We start from the raw sequence: 19,397 nt of genomic DNA, 5'->3' as shown, positions 1-19,397 counted from the left end.
GGACGCACAGTGGCAGGCAGCCGGGTGGCGGGGCTGCTGCGTAAGCGTGAGCACCCACGCCAGGCGTCGGCCCTTGAGCTTTTCTTCGACCTGTCCCTCATCCTCGGGCTGACCCTGCTGTCGCGGCGGCTCTTCCATGACCTGACCTGGGGCAACGCGTTCGAGACCTTGATCCTGTTCGCAGGCGTCTACTGGATCTGGATCGCGACCGCCTGGGCGACCGACTGGTACAACCCCAACCAGTTGATCATCAAGGGGCTCGTTCTCAGCATCATGTTCATCGGCCTGGTGATGGTGGCCGCGATACCGAACGCGTTCGGTGCGCACGGATTCATCTTCGCCGGGGCGTACGTCCTCGTGCACTTGCTCCGGGGCGCGGTGTTGCTGACGCTGCTCCGCGGGCATCCGCTGCAACAGCGGTCGCTGCTGATCATGATCTGGTTCGCGATCTCCGGCGTGCCCTGGCTGGTCGGTGCCTTCCGGCCGGAGGACGAGCGGGTGGTGCTGTGGCTGGTCGCCCTGGCCATCGACTACGGAATAGCCTGGCTCGGCTGGCCAACTCCGGGGCTGGGCCGAGTGCCGGACGAGAGCCTCCGCAATGTCGGCGAGCACCTGTCGGAGCGGTACCAGTAGGTGTTCATCATCGCCCTGGGTGAGGCGATCCTGGTCAGTGGTCTCGCCTACGCCAGTGCGGAAATCACTGGGCTGCGCACGCTCGCCTTCGGACTGGCGTTCCTCAACGTGGTGCTGCTCTGGCGCGGTTACCTGATTCCCGGTGACCTGCGAATCGGCAGCATTCTCGATCAGAATCGCCCACGGATGGCCGTCTCCGTCGCGCTGTGCCACGCGTTGGTGATCGGGGGAACGCTGCTCACCGCGGTTGGCAACGAAGTGCTCGTCACCGACCCGCTGAGTGATCCACAAGGTGCCTGGGTGATGCTCATGGTCGGTGGAGCCGTGCTTTTCCTGATCGGTCGGATCGTGTACCACCTGTTGGTGTTCCACCGTCTGCCGTGGCCCGGGCTGGTCGGCCTGGCGATTCTCGGCCTGCTGAGCCCCGTGCTGCTCCTGTTCCAACCCTTGATCATCTCGTTGGCCACCAATGCTGCGCTGTTCGGGGCCGTGGCCGTTGACCTCGTTCTGATTCGGCGATCCGTCCGGCAGGGTCGGCTCACCACGTCGGCGGGAGGCACCCCCCCTGGCGGTCGACCGGGATGACAAGCGTTGATGCCTGCCACCCGCGGGCCGTGGCTGTCAGGATCTGCCACTGGTGCTGCGCCTCTACCGCGCCGGCAATGGGAACTCCACCACCGGCGCGGTGCGGGGCGGCGTCAGAGTCGGCTGGTGAAGGTGGCCAGGAAGCGGTGCGGGGTGACTGCGCCGGTGTTGTCGAAGCAGATCACGTCGACGTCGGCGTTGGTGGTGTACGTCCAGGACTGGGTGAGATGGCAGTAGTTGCTGCCGGCGCCCTGCGCCACCACCTGGGCGTGGGTCTCCCTGATGCCGACCTGCGGGAAGGTCGCCAGGTAGCGGCCGGCGGGTGCCAGCGGCGCCACCGTGTTCGCGCCGACACCGAGCACCGAGTTGTCGTTGGTCGGCCCGCCGACGGCGGTACCCAGGTAACCGAAGTACGACGGCGGGCCGAGGGAGCCGATCACCGGCCGCCGACGGTGGTACGAGAGGACGAAGTCGGTGTTGGTGAACGCGCCGGCCTGGTCGTAGCAGAAGACGTAGACCTGCACGTCGCTGCCGACCGCGCTCCAGGAGTAGACCTTGCAGCGGCGAGGGCCGGCGTTTGGCTGCACGGCGGTCACCTGCACGTTGCCGGCGAGCACCCCGGCCAGCCCCACCCCGGGCAGCCGCACCAGATACTGCCCGACGCCCACCGGCCCGACCGTGTTCACCACGCCCGTGGAGTTGTACGACTGCGCCACCACGCCGCCGCCCCACTGCGCGTACGCGTGGGAGGTGCCGGCCGGCAGCACGCCCGAACTGGTCGTCCAGAGCACGGTGAACGGGGTGTCCTCGCGCGTGCCGCCGGGCTTGTGGCACTGTACGTCGACGATCTCGTCGGCGCCGGACTGGAACCAGCGAACCACCTCGCAGTAGTGACCGGTCCGGTTCACCGGGGTCACGTGCGGTACACCCCGCGAGCTGGCACCCACCTGCGGGAAGCGGACCTGGAACCGGCCGGGTGCGAGCTTGACGCCGTCGGCCCAGGCGGCCGGGAAGGCGGTCTTCCAGCTACCCCATTGCCGGCTGGTGTCCAACACCGTCCAGACCGGCACGGTGGGGTCCTTGACGTACGCGAAGCCCCAGCGGTCGGCGGTGGCCGCCGCGGCCGGTGCCGCCGGCGCGAGTGCGCCGGCGGCCAGGACGGCGGCCAGTGCCGCGGTGACGAATGATCGGAGACGCATCTGTTCCTCCAGTCGACGGGAACATGTCGGAGAGGAGTGTGCACGCAGTGATTTCATGGTCACAGTCGGCTACATCGTGCTCCGGTGTCGGCTGTCCGCCACTCGTGGCCGCACACCGCTGGGATCGGTGCTGCGGACGGCGGATCGGGTGGACGACGCGGAGGAGCTGCGCGCGACCACTGGCTCAGCGGAGGTGGTCGGCGAGATTACGTACCGCCTCGTCGAACGCCGCATCGGATTCGCAGGGCCGGTGTCCCTTGATCGGTGGCGGAAAGATGTCGCCGGCCGGAGCTGTGACGCCGCGTGGGTCGCGAAGCCGTCGGTCCACCGTCGCCACTCGCTCGGATGCGACGGGTGCCTCGTCGGGGCGTTGCGGGGGAAAGACTCGGCCGCCGATGGGGTCGGTGTCCCGCCACAGATTCACCCACCGCCAGTCGACCCGCTCGGCGACCTCGTGAATCACGGCGTCGCTGACGTACGCGGGGAAGAGCCGGGCGTACAACCGTCGAAGGGGCGAGCCGTGGGTCAGCAGCGCGATCCGGTCGGTGACCCGTGGTGGCAGTTGGAGCACCGTCGCTGCGAGCAGGACGGAGCCGTGGCTGTGTCCGGTGAGCACCACCGCGTTGCCGGAGTCGACGAGGTGGGTGACCCGGCAGGTCAGTTCGGGAACGGCCCGTTCGGCGTAGCACGGTGGCGCGAACGGGTGCGCGGCTCTGGGCCAGAAGGTGCCCAGGTCCCACAGCACGCCGACGTAGCGGCGGAATCCAGGGGTGCGATAGGCGAAGATCCCACCGACGATCAGGCCGATGATGATGGCGGCGATCAGATAGCTGCCGACGCCGATACTGAAGTTGACGAAGCTGGCCGGCAGCCCCACGTAGCGCTGGACCAGTTCGCCGGGAGGCGTCGGCAGCAGGCCGAGCGCGACCATCGTCATGCCGATTCCGGCCAGGCAGGCGTAGAGCACCGCGAGTGGCACCAGTCGCTCGGTGAACCGGGCGTGGGCGATGGCCTTGCGCACCTGCCTCAGCCGTGGCCCGGCATCGTTCGGCGGGTTCGGGAAGTCGCGAGCAACTATCGACGCCGCGGCGCGTCTCCGTTCCGGTCGTGACGACAGCGACACCACGCCGGCGACGGCCAGCGTCACCAGCACCGCCAGCGAGAAGCCGAGAATCACCCAGATGCAGGCACGCGGAGGGCTGGTGATCAGCGCCTCCGCGGTCGGTGCACCCCTGTTGAGGACGTCGGACACCCGATAGGCCAGTTCGGCGGAGAACGTGAGCGCCAGACTGATCGCGGCGACGGAGGCCGCCAGGGCGCCGAACCCGAGCGAGGGCGCGGCGTCCGACTGTCGGTCCCGGTGCCAGTACAGCACCGCAGCCAGGGCAGCCAGCAGCACGGCCTGACCGACGAACAACCCGACGATTGTCAGGTTGTAGCCGGGCAGTCCGTTCCTCTCCGGCCAGTCGGCCGAACTGGTCAGAACGTGGATCCAGACCACCACGGTCAGGCCGAGGGCGATCGCGCGCAGGACGCTGACCAACCGGTCGAGCCGCCCTTCCGTGGGCGCGCTGAGGGGCGGAGTGCAGAGCAAGGCCGCACAGGTGACCAGCAACAGTCCGGCGGCTGCCGCCAGCGCGACGGTGCCGAGCGACAAACCCTGTGCGGCCCGGGCACCGAGCAGGCTGAGGTCCAGCGTGGCAAACGCCGCCGCGACGTGAATCGAGCGCAGTCGACCGACCAGCGGCTCGTTGTCCCACCGGCCGACGGCGGTGAGTCGGTGCTCCGCAAGGGGATGATCGGCCGCAGGGAAGACGTGAAACGGGAGTGCCGGGCGGGCGCTGAGCCCCCACACCAGGCTGATGGCCGCAGCCGGCGCGAGCGCGAGCACCGCCAGGCGCAGTCCGGCAGGACGGCCCCCGAGCCAGGAGAGCCAACTGCGTCCGGCCAGGCACTCGGGCGAGGACATGCACTTCCACGCGATCACATCCAGCGCGATCCCCACCATGCTCAGCACGTACATCCCGGTCAGGGTGAGTGCCAACAACCGGCACAAGGCCTTGATCACCGGGTCGCCGGCTCCGGCCGGACGCATCCAGATGGCGAGGTTGATCAGCATGAAGGGCAACAGGATCACCATCGACAGCGTTCGCACCGCGTTGCCGGCGGGCAGATTGTTCCAGCGGTACGCCTCCAGCGTCACTCCGCCCGCCTCGCCGCCCTCGTGGTTACCCGGCCGGGGTCGGTAGAAGCCACCCCGGTGATCGCCCGCCACCTGCTGCACGTGTGGTCGATCCAGCAGGTCATCCGGGCCGGTGGCGGACACCCCGTGCACCCGCAGTTCCACGAGGCCGTCAACCCCAGCGCGCCCGCCCGCGTCTCGCTGATCCATCCGGCACCGGCCCCCCGGCGTGTACGCGACTCACACCGACCCGCTCGGCTGATCCGACGGCGCCCGCGTGGCGCAACGGCGTACCCCACGAAGGGAGATGCAACCCTGGCCGGCGGGTCGGTGCGAGGTGACGGACCGACCATCGGAGGAATGAGGATCGCGACGACTATCGAAAGGTGTGTGGCCCGCCGGCATTCTTCGGGTATCGACTCGACGACCTGCCCGGCGTGGTACCAATACCCAGATAGGCGAAGCCGGCAGAAACGGGCGGCCCATGTCGACAAGGGCAGCAGCGCTGCTTCGAAAACCGGGGCAACCGCAGCGGCCGAGCCTTCTGGAGCTCTTCTTCGACCTGGTGTTCGTCTTTGCTCTGAATCGCGTCTCACAGCGGCTGGTCGAGGAACTTACCGCGCGGCGGGTCGTCCTCATCGAGGCCGGCGAGACGCTGCTGTTGCTGCTGGCCTTCATGGTGCTGTGGTTCGTCACGGCGTGGGTCACCGACCTCTACGATCCACAGAGACCGCAGCTGCAGCTGCTGGTCTACACGGCCATGCTCGGCGCGCTGGTGATGGCAGTCGCGGTGCCGCACGCGTTCGGCGACAGAAGCTTGGCCTTCGCTGGCGCGTACGTCGCCGTCCACATCGTTCGTGGGCTGGTCATCGTGCCGATACTGCGCGGCCACGAAGCTCAGCGCCGGGCGGCCGGGGTGTTCTTCTGGTTCACGTTGTCGGCCGTGCCGTGGATCGCTGGCGCGATCGTGACGGATCTGGGCCGAGGGCTGTTGTGGACGCTCGCGATCGCCATCGACTGCGCGGCACTGCTGCTGTTCTATCCCGCGCCGTGGTCCCGTCCCACCCAACGGCAGTGGCCCGTTTTGGCCGAGTACCTGTCCGAGCGCTACCGACAATTCTTCATCATCGCTCTCGGCGAACTGATTCTGACGACGGGCTCGGCCTACAGCGACACATCCTTCCAGCACGGCGGAGCCGCAGCAGCGTTCGCGGTCTCATTCATCACGACCGTGCTGCTGTTCCGCGTCTACCTCTTCAGAGCGGGCCAGCTTTTACCCCAAGCGATCAGAGCCGCCGCTGCGCCCTCGCACCTCATCCGGGAGGCTTTCCTCGCGCACGTACTCATGGTGGCCGGCATCGTCGCCGTCGCCGTCGGATACGAAATCGTGATCGAGCACCCGTTCGGGCACACCAACCCGGCCTGGATTCTCGTGGTCCTCGGCGGACCGATGCTTTTCCTGATCGGGCGAGCCCTGGTGGAACATGCCGTATTCGACCGGGTGTCCCACTCTCGGATCGTCGGCGCTCTGGCGCTCGCCGTCGCCGCACCGTCCATGATCCTGTTGCCACCGCTGGCCGTGGGCGTCACCGCCGTCGTCGTCCTCGCCGGCATCGCCGCTTCCGACGCCATCCATGCCAAGGGGAAACCGCCCGAACGGCCGCACCCGCCCAATTCCAGACTGTGAGCGGCTCACCAGCCCATCGGAGCGGTCTCGCGCCCTAGCTTCGAGGAAGCACGGTGATGGCCACGATGGCGCTGTTGACGACGGTGGCCGTCACGGTGCGGGTCACCGCTGCCGCCGCCGCGTCGGCACCCCAGTCGCCCCGCTCGAGTTCCTTGGCTCGGCTGATCACCGACGACGTCCACGGGATCTCGCGGTCGAACTGCGGGAGCGTTCCGCTCGCCGAGAGCAGCGCCGCGAGCGCGGCGACACGGGCTTGTGGCTCCGTACCGTCCACCAGGACCTGCCGAACGTCGGCGAGCAGGCGGGCGCGTCGTTCGGTCCTGCCCTCCCGCAGGGCCGTCGTCCGGAACAGGCCGAGCACCTTACGGGGCTCCTGGTCGATGTCGCCTCGCGCGATGAGCCGCTCCAGCACCGGCTTGCGCAGGGCGGGACCGATCGCCGCCAGCGCCATCTGCACACCCCGCGGTTTCTCGGCGAGGTAGTCCCACGCCGGGCGCAGGAGACCATCCGACGGTGGATGGCCCGCGACGCTCCTGACCCGCCCCCGGTCCGCCGTGGCCAGGTGACCGCCGAGGGCGAGGTCCGCGAGGACCGCTCCGCCGAGGACATAGAAGAGGGTGTTCTCGCCCGCGATGGTCCCGGACCTGGGTTGGAACAGGAGCAGTAGGAGATCTTCCACCAGGGTCGGGGCGTCCAACCGGGGCTCGGTGGTCATCGGCGGGGCTCCCAGCGGAAGAGTCGGGTGGCGAGGGCGACGGCGATGACGACCCAACCGAGCGTGGGCGCGAGCAGGAGCAGGGAGTCGGTCACGGCCACGCCGCCGTTCCAGGCGTTCATGGTCAGCTCGGTGGCCGCGCCGCCGGGCAGCAGCCGCTTGAGCCAGGCGAGGTTCTCGGTGCCGGAGATGCCCACCCAGCTGGCCGTGGCGATCACACCGAGGGTAACGGGCAGGGTGGTGACCTGGGCATGTTCGGGGGAGTTCGTCAGCCCGGCCGTTGCCAGCGCCAGGCCGATCATCATGGCCACGGTCGTGAGGACCGCCACCACCAGCAGGGCGACGTTGGCCGGTCCGCCGGCGACCACGGCCAGGGCGGTCAGGATCGCGGTCACCTGCACCACGGCGAGAAGGACTACGGGCAGCAGTAGGCCCGCGATGATGCCGGCGTCGCCTTCGGCGGTGGAGCGCAGCCGCTTGAGGAAGAGGTTCTGTCGCCGGGAGGCCAGGGTGGTCACGGCCGTGGCGTAGAGCCCGAACGCGGCCACGGTGAACATGACGATCGCGGCGATGTAGCCGAGGCTCCCGATGGCGGCGTAGGTCTCGTGCTGACGGACGAAGAACACACAGACCGCGACCGGGATGATGAGGCTGGTGATCAGCACCAGCCGGTTGCGGAAAATCTGGATCAGTTCGCTGGACGCGATGGCAATCACGGTGAGGCTGCCTCTCGGGGAAGTACGAATCAACTGTTGATGGCGCGGAAGACGTCGTCGAGCCGGGTCGGCCCCGCCGCCAGGTCCCGCAGCTCCACGGCGTGGGCCTGCGCCCAGCCGAGCAGGAGGTGCAGGTCCTTCTGCAGCTCGAAGGTCTCGAACGTGACCTTCCCGTCCGCGTCGACGGTGGCCTGCACCGGCAGCCTCGGCGCCGGTGCCGGAAGGGAGAAGCGGATGACCGCCGGCAGGGTGCGGGTCAGCTCGGAGACGGTTCCTTCCCGGTGGAAGGCGCCCTCGTGCATCAGCCCGATCCGGTCCGCGCGCTGTTGCGCCTCCTCCAGGTAGTGCGTGGTGAGCACGATGGTCGCGCCGTTCTCCCGCAGCCGGTCCACCGTCGCCCAGACCGCGTCGCGGGACTGAATGTCGAGGCCGGTGGTCGGCTCGTCCAGGAAGATCAGCTCCGGGTTGCCGTAGACGGCGGTGGCGAAGTCCAGCCGCCGCTTCTCCCCGCCGGACAGCTGCGACACCTTGCGGCGGGCTCGGCCGGTGAGGTCGACCAGGTCGAGCACCCGGTCGACGTCGTCGGTGCGTCGGGTGAGCCGGCCGACCAGGCCGACGGACTCACGGACGGTGAGGTCCGGGGAGAATCCGCTCTCCTGGAGCATGACCCCCATCCGGGGACGTACCGCTCGCCGGTCGGCGGGGCTGTGCCCGAAGACGCGTACCGTGCCCGAGGTCGGCCTCCGGTGTCCCTCGACAACTTCCAGGGTCGAGGTCTTCCCGGCTCCGTTGGTGCCCAGCAGTGCGTAGAGCTCTCCGGGCCGTACCTCGAAGGAGAGGTCCTTCACGGCGTGGAAGTCGCCGTAGGTGAGGTTCAGCCGTTCTACTTCGATGACGGGTGTGGTGGACATGCACCCATGACAGCGCGGGCGCGGCCGACCCGTCAGTGGCACCATGTCACCACCGTGTGTGACACAGTGTCACTGGTCGTGACCCCTGGCTGCCGGATACTGAAGTGGTGACCGCAAGATCGCCGCGCTTCACCGAGTCGACGCAGGGAAGGCTGCGCCGGCTCAACCTCGCCACGTCACTGCCTCCGGTGGTGTTCGCCGCGGTGGTCCTGCTCTACACCGACGCCCGTACCTGGTGGCATCTCGTCGTCCTGGCGCCGGGGGCCGTGGCGGCCCTGGTGGCCTTCGAACGGTGGACGGCCAACGACCTCGCCAGGGTCGCACTGCCCTGCCTGCTCGTAGCGGCAGCGGTCTGGCCGCTCGGGGTCCTGGTCAGCGGCAGCCCCAACGCCTACTGGGGTGTCTGCGCCGTCGGCTCGCTCGCCCTACGCGAGGTGCGACGGCGTCGGGCTCTGACCATGGCCGGGCTGTTCACCTACGTCGCCGCCGTCGGCACGGCGCGGCTGCTGGTGCAGCGGGACGACATCGGTCACGTCCTGGTCACGTACGTCCTCATCCCGACCGTCCTCACCATCGTCGTGACGGTCTTCACGGTGGTGGGCGAGCGGTTCTACGACCTCATCCGGGAGCTCGAACAGACCCGGGAACGCGAGGCGGAACTGGCCGTGGTCCGGGAGCGCGTGCGCTTCGCCAGCGACCTGCACGACATCCAGGGCCACACCCTGCACGTGGTCAAGCTGAAGATCGCCCTGGCCCAGCGACTACTGCTCCGCGACACCGCTCGGGCGGAGAAGGAGCTGCGGGAGACGTACGCGCTGGTCAGCGACACCATCGCGCAGACCAAGGAACTCGCCTACGCGCAACGACGGCTCAACCTCACCGCGGAGATCGAGAACGCTAAGAACCTGTTCGAGGCCGCCGGCATCCGGGTCCGGGTGACCCGGGAGGCCGAGGTCGTTGCCCCCGCCAGCGAACTGCTCGGGCAGGTGCTGCGGGAGACGACCACCAACATCCTGCGACACGCGCAGGCCACACAGGTGCAGATCACGATCGCCGCGTCGGGCATCACCATCGTCAACGACGGCGTTACCGCCAGCGCGCTGCCCGAGCTCAGGGGACTGGCGGCACTCAGACAACGGGTGGCGGACGACGGAGGTGAGCTGACCGTGGAACAGACCGACGAGCGGTTCCTGACCGCAGCGGTCTTCCCACCCGCTCGCGCCGACGCGGCCCCCACCGGCACGGGGAAGGACGGCCCATGACCACCATCGTGCTCGCCGACGACGAGGCGCTGCTGCGCACGGCCCTGGCCGCGCTGCTGCCGATGGAGGGCGACATCACCGTTCTCGCCGAGGCGCAGGACGGCCGGACGGCGATCGCCGCCACCCTGCGGCACCAGCCCGACGTGCTGGTCATCGACCTGGAGATGCCGGGCGTGGACGGCCTGGGCGCGGTCGCCGAGATCCGTCGCGAGCGACCAGAGCAGGTGATCCTCATGCTGACTCGGCACGCCCGCCCCGGCGTGCTGCGCAAGGCGTTGAAGCTCGGCGTCCAGGGCTTCGTCAGCAAGTCCGCCGAGCCGGCCCACATCACCTCGGTCATCGCCACCCTGCACTCGGGGAAACGCTGGATCGACCCGGACGTGTCCGCGCTCGCCGTCACCGAGGACTGCCCCCTCACCGACCGTGAAGCCGACGTGCTGCGGGTCACCGGCGAGGGCTACTCGGTCGCCGACATCGCCGCTCGGCTCCATCTCGCCCCGGGCACCGTCCGCAACTACCTCTCCAACGCGATGCGCAAGACCCAGACCCGGACCCGCCACGAAGCGGCCCGCTACGCCCGCGAACACGACTGGCTGTAACCGGCGCGTGCCACGACAACGCCCTGACCGCCCGGGCGTCCGAGGTCGTGATCCCCGCCGCCGACCGGAGAGGTGGTCATCTAGCTGGGTTTGGTGCATTGACAATCCCGAACCTCGCTCTTCTGGGGGAGTGAAACCCACTCAGGGAGGGAGGCGTTGAGGTGTTGGCTTGGCGAGGGTGCTGGTATGCCCGCTTGTAGAGGTCGTCACTGGGCGTACGGCGCCTTCGCTTGGTTGATCTTCTTTGTGGTGTCCCACGTGATCCTGGTGTTCGTCCCCGGGGACGATCCAACCGGTGATGGACCGTGGGGCATGAGGGCCTACGTGATCTTCAACGTGGTGCTCATCTCGATGTCGGCCATCGGGGCGGCCGTCGTCCTAGCCACAGTCCGCCCGGAGGCTCGACACCTTCCCCGGTGGTTACTTCTGACGCCACTGTTGTCCGGCAGCATGCTGCTCGTCATCCGAGGTGTTCCAGGAATGGTGGAGAACTTCCTGATGGCCACCGGTATCCGTCGCGGCGGCTTCATGGGGGTGTCGGACATCTCCACCGGCGAGTTCTGGGCCGGTATCGGAATCAACACCTACTTCTTCGCAGGAGCAGTGTTGCTGGTCGGGGCGACCGTGTCCTACGGCCGCCGATCAGCGGAGAGCGCTCCGAACAACGGAGCGACCGGCAGCCGCTCTGGTAGTGGATCCGAATCAGCTGCCTGAGCCGCCTATTCCGTTGCTGGTTGACGGCGGATGACCAGCAGGGCGATGTCGTCGTTGGGGTGTTCCTCCGCGGTGGTGGCCATGATGTGGTCGCACAACGTCTCGGCTGGCCCGGACCGTACGGCGTCGGCGAGGCGTTCGATGCCGGTGTCGATCACTTCGCTGCGGCGTTCGACCAGTCCGTCGGTGTAGAAGACGAGCGCCGCACCCGGCGGTAGGTCCAGCACGGTGGTGCGGCGATTGGCCAGTGGTCGGCCCACGCCGAGTGGCCGGTCCACCGTCAGGTTGACGAGCTTGGTGGGTTGGCCGGGGACAGCCAGCAGCGGTGGCAGATGGCCTGCGGAGGAGAGATGCACCGTCGCGCGGTCGGGTGCGATCAGGGCGTAGACGGCGGTGGTGAGGGTGCCCGCTTCGAAGTGGTGGATCTTGCGGTCGAGGGAGGTCAGCGCCTGGGCGGGATCGTCGGAATCGAGTGCGTAGGCGCGTAGCGCGCTGCGGATGCGTCCCATGACGACGGCGGATGGCAGCCCGTGGCCGGAGACGTCGCCGATGACGGCACCCAGCCAGCCCGAGGGCAACGAGAACACGTCATACCAGTCGCCGCCGATGCCCAGGTCGTGACCGGGTGCGTACCGGGCGGCCAGCTCCAGGCCGGGGATGGCGGGTAGCCGGCCTGGTAGCAGGCTGTGTTGCAGGGCCAGCGCTGCCTGCCGGTCGAGGACCTGAGCTCGGGCCTGACCTGCGAGGCTGGCACGATCGGCAACGAGCTGCAACAGCTGCACGTCGTCGGGGCCGAACCGCCGCAGGGCCAGGGAGCCGACGTGTAGTACGCCGACGAGGTTGCCGTTGACGAGCATGGGCACGCCCAGCAGGGCACGTATGCCCGTGGCGAGCAGGATGGGATTGACCACGTCATCGGGCGTGACGTTGTAGATCGTGACCGGCGCCCGTGTCGCCGCCACTCGCCCTGCGAAGCCGCGTCCGACCCGGATGCGGAAACCGCGGCGCACCTCCTCCTCCAGGCCCTTGGCCGCTGTCGCGACGAGTTCGCCGGTGTGGTCGTCCAGCAGCAGGATGGTGGCGGTATCGACCTTGAGTAGGTCCCGGATCCGTTCAAGCAGCTCGTCCAGCAACTCGGCGACGTTGAGCCCCGACAGGGCGGCATCGGTGATCGCCCCGATACGGCGCAGCCGCTCCTCATTCGTCATCAGCTCGGCATCGGCCACCCAGGAAGCCTAGACGCCGGCACGCCGCCGCTAGCACGCCCGCAGCGAGATCAACAGTGTCGCGCCTCCGAAGTGGGGTACCTTCCCATGTCACATCGATGCATTGGTCGTCCGGCGAACACGTTCCGGAGAGCATCCTCGCCGTCCCATCGGTGAGGTCACCGGCTCCGGGCTCGACAGGGAGGAGTAGCAGTGGCGAACCCACCGCTCGACCAGCATGCTCCCACGGCCGGAAAGCCGCTGTTCTCGTCGTCGTTCGCCCTCGCAGACCTCGCCCGCGTGCGGCATGAGGTTGAGGCCGTCAGTCGCCGGTGCGGCCTTGACCACGACGAGATCGAGAACTGGGTCACCGCGGTCAACGAACTGATGATCAACGTGATTCGGCACGGGGGCGGCAGAGGCGACCTACGCCTGCTCCTGGACGGTCAGCTCACCTGTGAGGTCACTGACCAGGGGCGGGGCTTCAACACTGCTCACTACGTTCCGCGGGCCGAGCGACCGCCCCTGTCCGAAGCTGGGGGAATGGGCCTATGGATGGTCGGGCGCATGGCCGACTACCTCCTCGTCGACAGCGGACCAGCAGGCACCACCATCCGCATCGCGGCACGCACCCGCGACCTGCTCGGGTAGCCGTCACCAGCGCGGTCGGCAGGCGGGCGTCGCCGCGTTCGAGTGGGTCGGTGGAGGGGAGCTGAGGGTCCGGGTGGTCCGGGCGGGCCCGGCGTGATGCCGAGCCCGCCCGTCTCAGTCCGGCCAGTTCAGGTGTCGTGGATCTCGCCCAGCAGCTTGCAGGTCTGCGCGCCCTCGCACGGGTCGTGCATAAAGCCGATCATGATCATCGTGCGCTGGAGGCGAGCCGGAATTGCTGGTTGGTTTGTCCGTGGCAGTCGTAGAGCTGGATTTGGGCTCCGTTGGTGGTGCTCCAGGCGTCCAGGCATCGTCCGGACTGGGCGTTGCTGATGGTGCCGTTGGAGTTGACGTTCCACTGTTGGTTGGTTTGGCTGTGGCAGCTGTAGATCTGTACTGCTGCGCCGTTACCGGTTCCAGCCGCGTCGAGGCACATGGTGCCGTACACCTGGAGTTGTTTGGTTGCGGTGTAGGTCCATGCCTGGTTGGTCTGCTTGTTGCAGTCGTAGAGCTGCACCCGGGTGCCGTTGGTGCGTGAGGCGTTGGGTACGTCGATGCACCGCCCGGACTGCGTGCCGACGATCTCGCTGGCGGAGCCGGGTGGGGCGGTCGGCGGATCGGTGGGGGTCGGCGTCGGGGTGGTCGGCGTCGAGGGCAGCAACGGGCAGGTGCTGCGGTAGGTGACCACGCCGCTGGAGTCCAGTAGCGGGCAGAGGAACTGGCTGTACCGGGTGTCGTTGTCGATGAACATCTTGACGAACGGCAGCATGGTCCGGACCATCACCGGGTTCGACCGTCCGACCATGAAGCCGTGATCCGCGCCGGCGACCTCCACGTAGACGCTCTCCGTCGTGGCCGGGAGGCTGTTGTACAGGCCGGTGGCGTAGGACGGGGTGACCACCGTGTCCGCCTGCCCAGCGAAGATCATGGTGGGCACCCGGTCGTTGGCCAGGTTCGACGACGGCGAGTACGGCGCGATGCCGACCACTGCCTTCAACGACGGGCGCCGGATGGATGCGCTCAAGGCGCCACCGCCGCCCATGGAGTGACCGGCGACGGCCAACCGGTTGGGGTCGACGCGGTCGCGGACCGGGCTCTGCTGTGTGAGGTAGTCCAGTGCGGCGAGCAGTTGGGTGCCTCGGGCCGTGTCGAAGTCGTTGCGGCTGTTGGTCTCGATGCCGATCACCACGAAACCGTGCGAGGCCAGCCACGGTCCCATCCAGGCCAGTTCGGCGGAGAACAACGCGGTGTAGCCCGGCGAGATCGCGATGGCCCCGAAGGTGCCCTGGCTGGTGTCGGTCGGGTAGTAGATTCTGCCGCCGTTGAAGCCGTACCCGGTCGGAACGCTGACCGATGTGTTGGCGAAGGGGCCGTTCACGGCGGTCACGCTGGTCCGGGTGGGATCCGGGCCCCGCTGGTACGGGTTGTCGGCGGCCGACGCCGATCCGGTCGCCAGGGTGATGGTGAACAACCCGACTGCGGCGGCGATCCCGGCTGCGGCGAGCTTGAACAGCCGTCCCCGAAATCGGGGGGACACTCGGTCGGCATGGGTATTCCCTGCGGGCGGGGGGTGGTGCCCGTGTCCTCGCACTGTCGGTACCTCCTGGTGGTGGATGAGTGCGGGGCGGGCAGCTCGGTCTTGTGCCGAGCCTGCCCGCCCCGGCGCTGTCCGGTCGTCAGCGTTGCAGCGTCAGCAGACCCGGCCGGTACGGCAGAAGGCCGTAGTCGCCGCCGGAACTGGGAGAACGCCCCTGGTAGAGCAGTTGCAGGTTGCAGGCGTCAACGGTCATGGTCTGATCGGCGTTGCTGCGGATCAGTTCGCCGTGGCTGATGTCGTTGGTCCAGGTGGCGCCGCTGTTGGCCTTGCCGGCGAACGGGTTGCTCTCGGACGTGGCCTGCGGCGTCCACGTACCGCCCAGACTGGTGGCCGTGAACGATCGGAAGTAGCGTCCGTTCGCGCCGATCGCCTCGACGAGCATGAGGTACCGGTTCTGGCCCTGGAGCTTGTAGACCTGAACCGCTTCGAACAGGTTGTTCGTCGAGTCGGTCATGATCGTCGTGTAGTTCGATCCGAAGCTGCCCGGGAAGTTCCCGATGGGCATGCTGGCCCGGTAGATCCTGCCGTTGTCCCCGGCGAAGAACAGGTACATGTTCTGGTCGTCACCGATGAGTGCCTGGTCGATCGGGCCGGTGCTGGAGTTGGAGATGCTTCCGGTGAACAGCGTCTGCGCCGCTGACCAACTGTTCACGTTGGTCGGGTCGGTCGACGTCCGGTAGGAGAAGGCCGGCCCGCCCCACTGGTAGGCCAACACCCAGAGGTTGCGCGGCGCGAAGTAGAACAACGACGGCGCCACCGCCGCGAACGGCATCTGATTCTGCGACGCCGACCCCATCTGGTTCCAGTTCGAGAAGAGACCGAAGTTCATCGAGCCCCAGGTCGTACCCGTGTCATGCGTTGTCGCGTAGACCAACTGCTGGCCGTTGTACGGCGCGTGGGTGAAGTCCTTGAGAGACACCCACCCCGACCTCGGCTGCGCCAGCGCACCCGTCGACGACCAGCGGTACGACGAGGGGAGATCACACGGACCGCCGGTCGGCGTCGGTGTCGGTGTGGTCGGCGTCGGTGTCGGCGTTTGGGTGGGGCCGCCGAGGGAGGCGAGCCGGAATTGCTGGTTGGTTTGTCCGTGGCAGTCGTAGAGCTGGATTTGGGCTCCGTTGGTGGTGCTCCAGGCGTCCAGGCATCGTCCGGACTGGGCGTTGCTGATGGTGCCGTTGGAGTTGAGGTTCCACTGTTGGTTGGTTTGGCTGTGGCAGCTGTAGATCTGTACTGCTGCGCCGTTACCGGTTCCGGCCGCGTCGAGGCACATGGTGCCGTACACCTGGAGTTGTTTGGTTGAGGTGTAGGTCCATGCCTGGTTGGTCTGCTTGTTGCAGTCGTAGAGCTGCACCCGGGTGCCGTTGGTGGTAGCGGCGTTGGGTACGTCGATGCACCGCCCGGACTGCGTGCCGACGATCTCGCTGGCGGAGCCCGGTGGGACGGTGGGGGTGGGCCCCGGGGTGGTGGGCGTGGGAGTGGTCCCGGGGCCGGCGCTGTTCAGCGCCTCCAGGGTGGACGTGTAGGCGGCCTTCTTGTTGCCGTTGCACTCGAAGAGCAGCGGGGTGCCGCTGGACCGCCAGGAGTCGCAGTCCCGCACCCCCCACACCGTGATCCCGTTGCAGCGGGTCACGGCCAGGCAGTCGTTGACCACGTTGCGGTAGGTGTTGGCCTGCGTCGTGCCGGATCCCTCGATGTCCAACTCGGTGATCTGCACGTCCACCCCGAGAGCGGCGAAGCTGGACAGCGTGGTGCGGTAGTTGCTGTTGTACGGCGAGTTCGCGTTGAAGTGGGACTGGAACCCGACGCAGTCGATCGGCACCCCGCGCTGCTTGAAGTCGCGCACCATGTTGTACACGGCCTGCGTCTTGGCCCAGGTCCAGTTGTCGGTGTTGTAGTCGTTGTAGCAGAGCTTCGCGTCCGGGTCCGCCGCGTCGGCGGCGCGGAACGCCGCCTCGATCCAGTCGTTGCCGGTGCGCTGCAGGTTCGAGTTACGACGGGCGCCGCTGTTGCCGTCCTCGAACGCCTCGTTCACCACGTCCCACGAGTAGATCTTGCCCCGGTAGTAGCTGGCCACCCGGTTGATGTGGTTGAGCATCGCGTTGCGCAGCGCGGTGCCCTCCATGCCCTGCATCCAGCCCGGCTGCTGTGAGTACCAGGCCAAGGTGTGGCCCCGGACTTTCCAGCCCCGGGAGATGGCGTGGTTCACGATCCGGTCCGCGTTGCTGAAGGTGAAGTTGTTCTGCTGCGGCTCGGTCGCGTCGATCTTCATTTCGTTCTCGGGAGTGACGCTGTTGAACTCGCGGTTCAGGATCGTCGTGTACGCGCTGTCGCTGAGCTTGTTCGCGGCGACTGCGGCACCGAAGTAGCGGCCAGACTGGGCTGCGGCCGCGCCGAGGGTCGTTTCGGCGGCCTGGGCCAGGTTCGGCAGCAGCGACACGGCCAGGGCCAGAATTATCGCGGCAGTTCCGGAAAACGTGAGGGTACGCAGTCGGGTGCGTCCGGTGGAACGGGTCCGGGAAATCATGTGATCCTCCGGTGGTGGGATGGGAGGGGTTCTGTCACTGTTCGAGCGAGGGCCCGGCTCGGATGGCAGCGGCCACGATGCCCAGTCCGCCCGGGACTCGCCTCGGGCGTCCGCCCGGGTGTGAGGCGACTCGAGCTACCTGACCAGCGGGTAGAGAGCTGCGATGAGTGGGTCCGTTCGCCCGCTGGGTGGTGGTTGCGGGCGCTGGCTCCAGGTGGTGGACGTGGGAACCTCGCAGGTGGGTGGGCCTGTGACCCTCGCGTGAGGCGCCTCCGGTGCTGAAGGGATGATGTTAACGTTCACGCTTATCGATGGCTCTCAGGCTGGCAGAAAGTTCCAAGTTTTTCAACCGGTAGTTTCGGAGCTGTTACGGACAAGAAGATTGAAGGCTCGGGCCCCTTCGGGCGAACAAGATCGACAAAGCGCCTGACCCGTCGATGACGAGGTCAGGCGCTTTGTTGGTCGTCCACTATGTTGCTGGCTGTCACACGGCGTCACGCAACCCGGTTGCTTCCCGGGGCGTGGACGTGCTCGACCAGACTGACCGGTGCTAGCTGATTCGGACCGCGGCGGCGGTGCCGCCGGGGCAGATGACGAGCAGGCAGCTCTCGACCCGTACGTCGTCGATAACCGGGCCGAAGGCATCCGCCGTGGTGCTGGCGAACTGCAGAACCGTGGCGGCGGACAGGATGTTCGTGAAATAGAAGGTCCTGTACACGTATCCCATGGCGGATGGCGTGTGGCCGGCAGTGTCGAAGGAGAAGCTGTCGACAGTGTGGCCGTTGGCCGTGACCCTGCCCGTCACGACGAGAGGGCCGTTGTCGGGGTTGCCGGCGAGGGCGTAGCTCACTCGATAGGTGGTGAGCAGCTTCGTGGGCAGCGTACGAGCGACCGCACCCGGGCTGAACCCGTTGAGGTCGAGTGACTGGTTGCCCTCCGCGGCCTGCCAGTCCCGGGTCAGGCCGACGGTGCCGGCGGTGACGGTCCATGCGCCGAACTGCTGGCCGGCGGCGAACTCCGTGAAGTCGTTGGGGATGGCGGGGTTCTCGAAACCGTCGGCGAAGACGGGGGCCGCTGCGGCTGGACTCGCCGTGAGGGCGGTCAGGAGGGCGGTCAGCGCCATGGCCAGCGCCACTCCGATTGCCGTGCGATGGGTACGCGGACGCTTCGTCACCATGCTTGTCCTTCCGAAGTGGGCATCGGCTGGGGCGGGCCGGGGCTCCGTTCCGCGACTTGACCACCCAACGCTGAAGAATCGATGCCCGTGAGTGACGTTACGGTGACGCCGCAAAGCCTGGCAAGGCCCTTCAATTCCCGATGACCAGGTTGGCCATGTCGACGACCGGCTGGTAACCGAGAGCGGCGTAGATCCTGTTCGAGGTCGGGTTGGCTTGGTCGGTGAACAGGCAGACCCGAGCGCCCTCGGCCTGGATTCGGCGGGAAACCTCGGCGACCGCGTTGCTGGCCCAACCACGCCCGCGCTGGGCCGGCGGTGTGTACACCGGGCCAACGCGGGCCACTCCGAACGACGGTGGGTTGGCGCCGGTGAGGTGCACCGGCTTTCCCGTCTCGTCGGCCCAGAACCACAGCCGTCCGGCATGCAGCCGGCGCAGCATCTCGGCGTGGTCGGGCACTTCGTGGGCACTGGTACCGCGTGGGCGGCCCGCCTGTTCGTCGGCGTCGCCCATGAACGCGGCGAACCACTCCGTGACCAGCCCCACGTCATCCACGGTCGCGACCACCAGGCCGCCGGGTACAGGTGGCGGCCACGTCAACTCGGCGAGCTCGTGCAGCCGTGTGTGCTGGGTGACCTGGACCCGACCCCCGCCGAGCCGGGCCAACTCGGCGGCGCACAGTTCAACGGCAGGCAGGGCCCCGTTGGCCGCGCGTACCTCCTCCTCGCGTTCGTGCAACGCGTGGGCCAACGCAACGGCCGCCTCGTCGGGCATGGGCAGCAGAAACGGCGGGTAGGGGGCGTACGGCGCGGTGCGCATCGCGGCACCGACCACGGCGCCGGAGTCGTCGCTGACCACCAGCCACCAGTTGCCCTCGTGCTGCGAGATCCCCTCGGCCCGCCGGGACATCAGCCGGTGCGCGACGGTGGTCACGACCGTGCTGACGACCGGATCGGCGCGCAGGTAGTCACCCGCGGCGACCAGGAACTCGCCCGGGTCGGTGAAGAACCGCAGCCGCAGTCCGGCCATCGGGACAGTGCTCATC

The 19,397-nt window shown here is 68.0% G+C and carries 15 protein-coding genes and 1 pseudogene; 6 read left to right on the top strand and 10 right to left on the bottom strand.

What is annotated here, in order from left to right:
• The first annotated feature begins 9 nt into the window (after positions 1 to 9).
• Positions 10 to 1,218: pseudogene (locus tag ACIBD9_RS20280) on the top strand (low temperature requirement protein A).
• A gap of 113 nt (positions 1,219 to 1,331) precedes the next feature.
• Here ACIBD9_RS20280 and ACIBD9_RS20275 read toward each other — a convergent pair.
• Together ACIBD9_RS20275 and ACIBD9_RS20270 are read right to left on the bottom strand one after the other, a co-directional pair.
• Positions 1,332 to 2,417, bottom strand: a complete 1,086-nt coding sequence (locus ACIBD9_RS20275) for a hypothetical protein (protein ID WP_396719718.1) — start codon at positions 2,415 to 2,417, stop codon at positions 1,332 to 1,334.
• A 184-nt stretch (positions 2,418 to 2,601) separates the two neighbouring features.
• Positions 2,602 to 4,764, bottom strand: coding sequence for a hypothetical protein (locus ACIBD9_RS20270; protein ID WP_396719716.1), 2,163 nt, complete (start codon positions 4,762 to 4,764; stop codon positions 2,602 to 2,604).
• A gap of 319 nt (positions 4,765 to 5,083) precedes the next feature.
• On the opposite strand from ACIBD9_RS20270, the gene ACIBD9_RS20265 reads away from it, so the two are divergent.
• Positions 5,084 to 6,286, top strand: coding sequence for a low temperature requirement protein A (locus ACIBD9_RS20265; protein ID WP_396719714.1), 1,203 nt, complete (start codon positions 5,084 to 5,086; stop codon positions 6,284 to 6,286).
• 34 nt (positions 6,287 to 6,320) lie between these two features.
• Here the strand turns inward: ACIBD9_RS20265 and ACIBD9_RS20260 are convergent, their stop codons facing one another.
• The 3 genes from ACIBD9_RS20260 to ACIBD9_RS20250 are packed head-to-tail and all read right to left on the bottom strand — an operon-like array spanning position 6,321 to position 8,628.
• A complete protein-coding gene (locus tag ACIBD9_RS20260) occupies positions 6,321 to 7,001 on the bottom strand; it encodes a GPP34 family phosphoprotein (protein ID WP_396719712.1) in 681 nt (226 codons plus the stop codon).
• A complete protein-coding gene (locus tag ACIBD9_RS20255) occupies positions 6,998 to 7,717 on the bottom strand; it encodes an ABC transporter permease (RefSeq protein ID WP_396719710.1) in 720 nt (239 codons plus the stop codon). Before ACIBD9_RS20255 ends, ACIBD9_RS20260 begins: the two co-directional genes overlap by 4 nt.
• A gap of 29 nt (positions 7,718 to 7,746) precedes the next feature.
• On the bottom strand, positions 7,747 to 8,628 hold the full coding sequence (locus tag ACIBD9_RS20250; protein WP_396719708.1) for an ABC transporter ATP-binding protein: 882 nt from the start codon (positions 8,626 to 8,628) through the stop codon (positions 7,747 to 7,749).
• Between the two features lie 107 nt (positions 8,629 to 8,735).
• On the opposite strand from ACIBD9_RS20250, the gene ACIBD9_RS20245 reads away from it, so the two are divergent.
• The 3 genes from ACIBD9_RS20245 (at position 8,736) to ACIBD9_RS20235 (ending at position 11,203) form a co-directional block, all read left to right on the top strand.
• Entirely contained in the window at positions 8,736 to 9,890 is a 1,155-nt protein-coding gene (locus ACIBD9_RS20245) for a sensor histidine kinase (protein ID WP_396719706.1), read from the top strand.
• Positions 9,887 to 10,489, top strand: a complete 603-nt coding sequence (locus ACIBD9_RS20240; protein ID WP_396719704.1) for a response regulator — start codon at positions 9,887 to 9,889, stop codon at positions 10,487 to 10,489. The genes ACIBD9_RS20245 and ACIBD9_RS20240 overlap by 4 nt, the downstream gene beginning before the upstream one ends.
• A gap of 258 nt (positions 10,490 to 10,747) precedes the next feature.
• Positions 10,748 to 11,203: a hypothetical protein gene (locus ACIBD9_RS20235; protein WP_396719702.1), complete on the top strand. Its 456-nt coding sequence runs from the start codon at positions 10,748 to 10,750 to the stop codon at positions 11,201 to 11,203.
• Between the two features lie 5 nt (positions 11,204 to 11,208).
• Here ACIBD9_RS20235 and ACIBD9_RS20230 read toward each other — a convergent pair whose 3' ends face one another.
• Complete coding sequence (locus tag ACIBD9_RS20230; RefSeq protein ID WP_396719700.1) at positions 11,209 to 12,429, bottom strand: PP2C family protein-serine/threonine phosphatase; 1,221 nt, start codon at positions 12,427 to 12,429, stop codon at positions 11,209 to 11,211.
• Positions 12,430 to 12,621: 192 nt separating this feature from the next.
• On the opposite strand from ACIBD9_RS20230, the gene ACIBD9_RS20225 reads away from it, so the two are divergent.
• Positions 12,622 to 13,059 (top strand): ATP-binding protein, encoded by a 438-nt coding sequence (locus ACIBD9_RS20225; protein ID WP_396719698.1) that lies wholly within the window; start codon positions 12,622 to 12,624, stop codon positions 13,057 to 13,059.
• A 205-nt stretch (positions 13,060 to 13,264) separates the two neighbouring features.
• Here ACIBD9_RS20225 and ACIBD9_RS20220 read toward each other — a convergent pair whose 3' ends face one another.
• From ACIBD9_RS20220 to ACIBD9_RS20205, 4 genes are all read right to left on the bottom strand, one after another.
• Positions 13,265 to 14,593 (bottom strand): ricin-type beta-trefoil lectin domain protein, encoded by a 1,329-nt coding sequence (locus tag ACIBD9_RS20220; RefSeq protein ID WP_396719697.1) that lies wholly within the window; start codon positions 14,591 to 14,593, stop codon positions 13,265 to 13,267.
• Between the two features lie 139 nt (positions 14,594 to 14,732).
• Positions 14,733 to 17,177, bottom strand: a complete 2,445-nt coding sequence (locus tag ACIBD9_RS20215; protein WP_396719695.1) for a non-reducing end alpha-L-arabinofuranosidase family hydrolase — start codon at positions 17,175 to 17,177, stop codon at positions 14,733 to 14,735.
• A 550-nt stretch (positions 17,178 to 17,727) separates the two neighbouring features.
• Positions 17,728 to 18,354, bottom strand: coding sequence for a DUF642 domain-containing protein (locus ACIBD9_RS20210; RefSeq protein WP_396719693.1), 627 nt, complete (start codon positions 18,352 to 18,354; stop codon positions 17,728 to 17,730).
• A 130-nt stretch (positions 18,355 to 18,484) separates the two neighbouring features.
• Positions 18,485 to 19,396, bottom strand: a complete 912-nt coding sequence (locus tag ACIBD9_RS20205; RefSeq protein ID WP_396719691.1) for a GNAT family N-acetyltransferase — start codon at positions 19,394 to 19,396, stop codon at positions 18,485 to 18,487.
• Between the last annotated feature and the right edge of the window lies 1 nt (position 19,397).

This window comes from Micromonospora sp. NPDC050784, from assembly GCF_044456765.1.
GTDB lineage: Bacteria > Actinomycetota > Actinomycetes > Mycobacteriales > Micromonosporaceae > Micromonospora > Micromonospora foliorum.
This window is presented reverse-complemented; position numbering and strand designations above follow the sequence as displayed.

What these genes read in the sequence shown, in the direction of transcription:
- ACIBD9_RS20275 (WP_396719718.1), bottom strand. Translation starts at nt 2,417, where the DNA reads ATGCGTCTCCGATCATTCGTCACCGCGGCACTGGCCGCCGTCCTGGCC.
- ACIBD9_RS20250 (WP_396719708.1), bottom strand. Translation starts at nt 8,628, where the DNA reads ATGTCCACCACACCCGTCATCGAAGTAGAACGGCTGAACCTCACCTAC.
- ACIBD9_RS20215 (WP_396719695.1), bottom strand. Translation starts at nt 17,177, where the DNA reads ATGATTTCCCGGACCCGTTCCACCGGACGCACCCGACTGCGTACCCTC.
- ACIBD9_RS20240 (WP_396719704.1), top strand. Translation starts at nt 9,887, where the DNA reads ATGACCACCATCGTGCTCGCCGACGACGAGGCGCTGCTGCGCACGGCC.
- ACIBD9_RS20260 (WP_396719712.1), bottom strand. Translation starts at nt 7,001, where the DNA reads ATGACCACCGAGCCCCGGTTGGACGCCCCGACCCTGGTGGAAGATCTC.
- ACIBD9_RS20205 (WP_396719691.1), bottom strand. Translation starts at nt 19,396, where the DNA reads ATGAGCACTGTCCCGATGGCCGGACTGCGGCTGCGGTTCTTCACCGAC.
- ACIBD9_RS20265 (WP_396719714.1), top strand. Translation starts at nt 5,084, where the DNA reads ATGTCGACAAGGGCAGCAGCGCTGCTTCGAAAACCGGGGCAACCGCAG.
- ACIBD9_RS20210 (WP_396719693.1), bottom strand. Translation starts at nt 18,354, where the DNA reads ATGGTGACGAAGCGTCCGCGTACCCATCGCACGGCAATCGGAGTGGCG.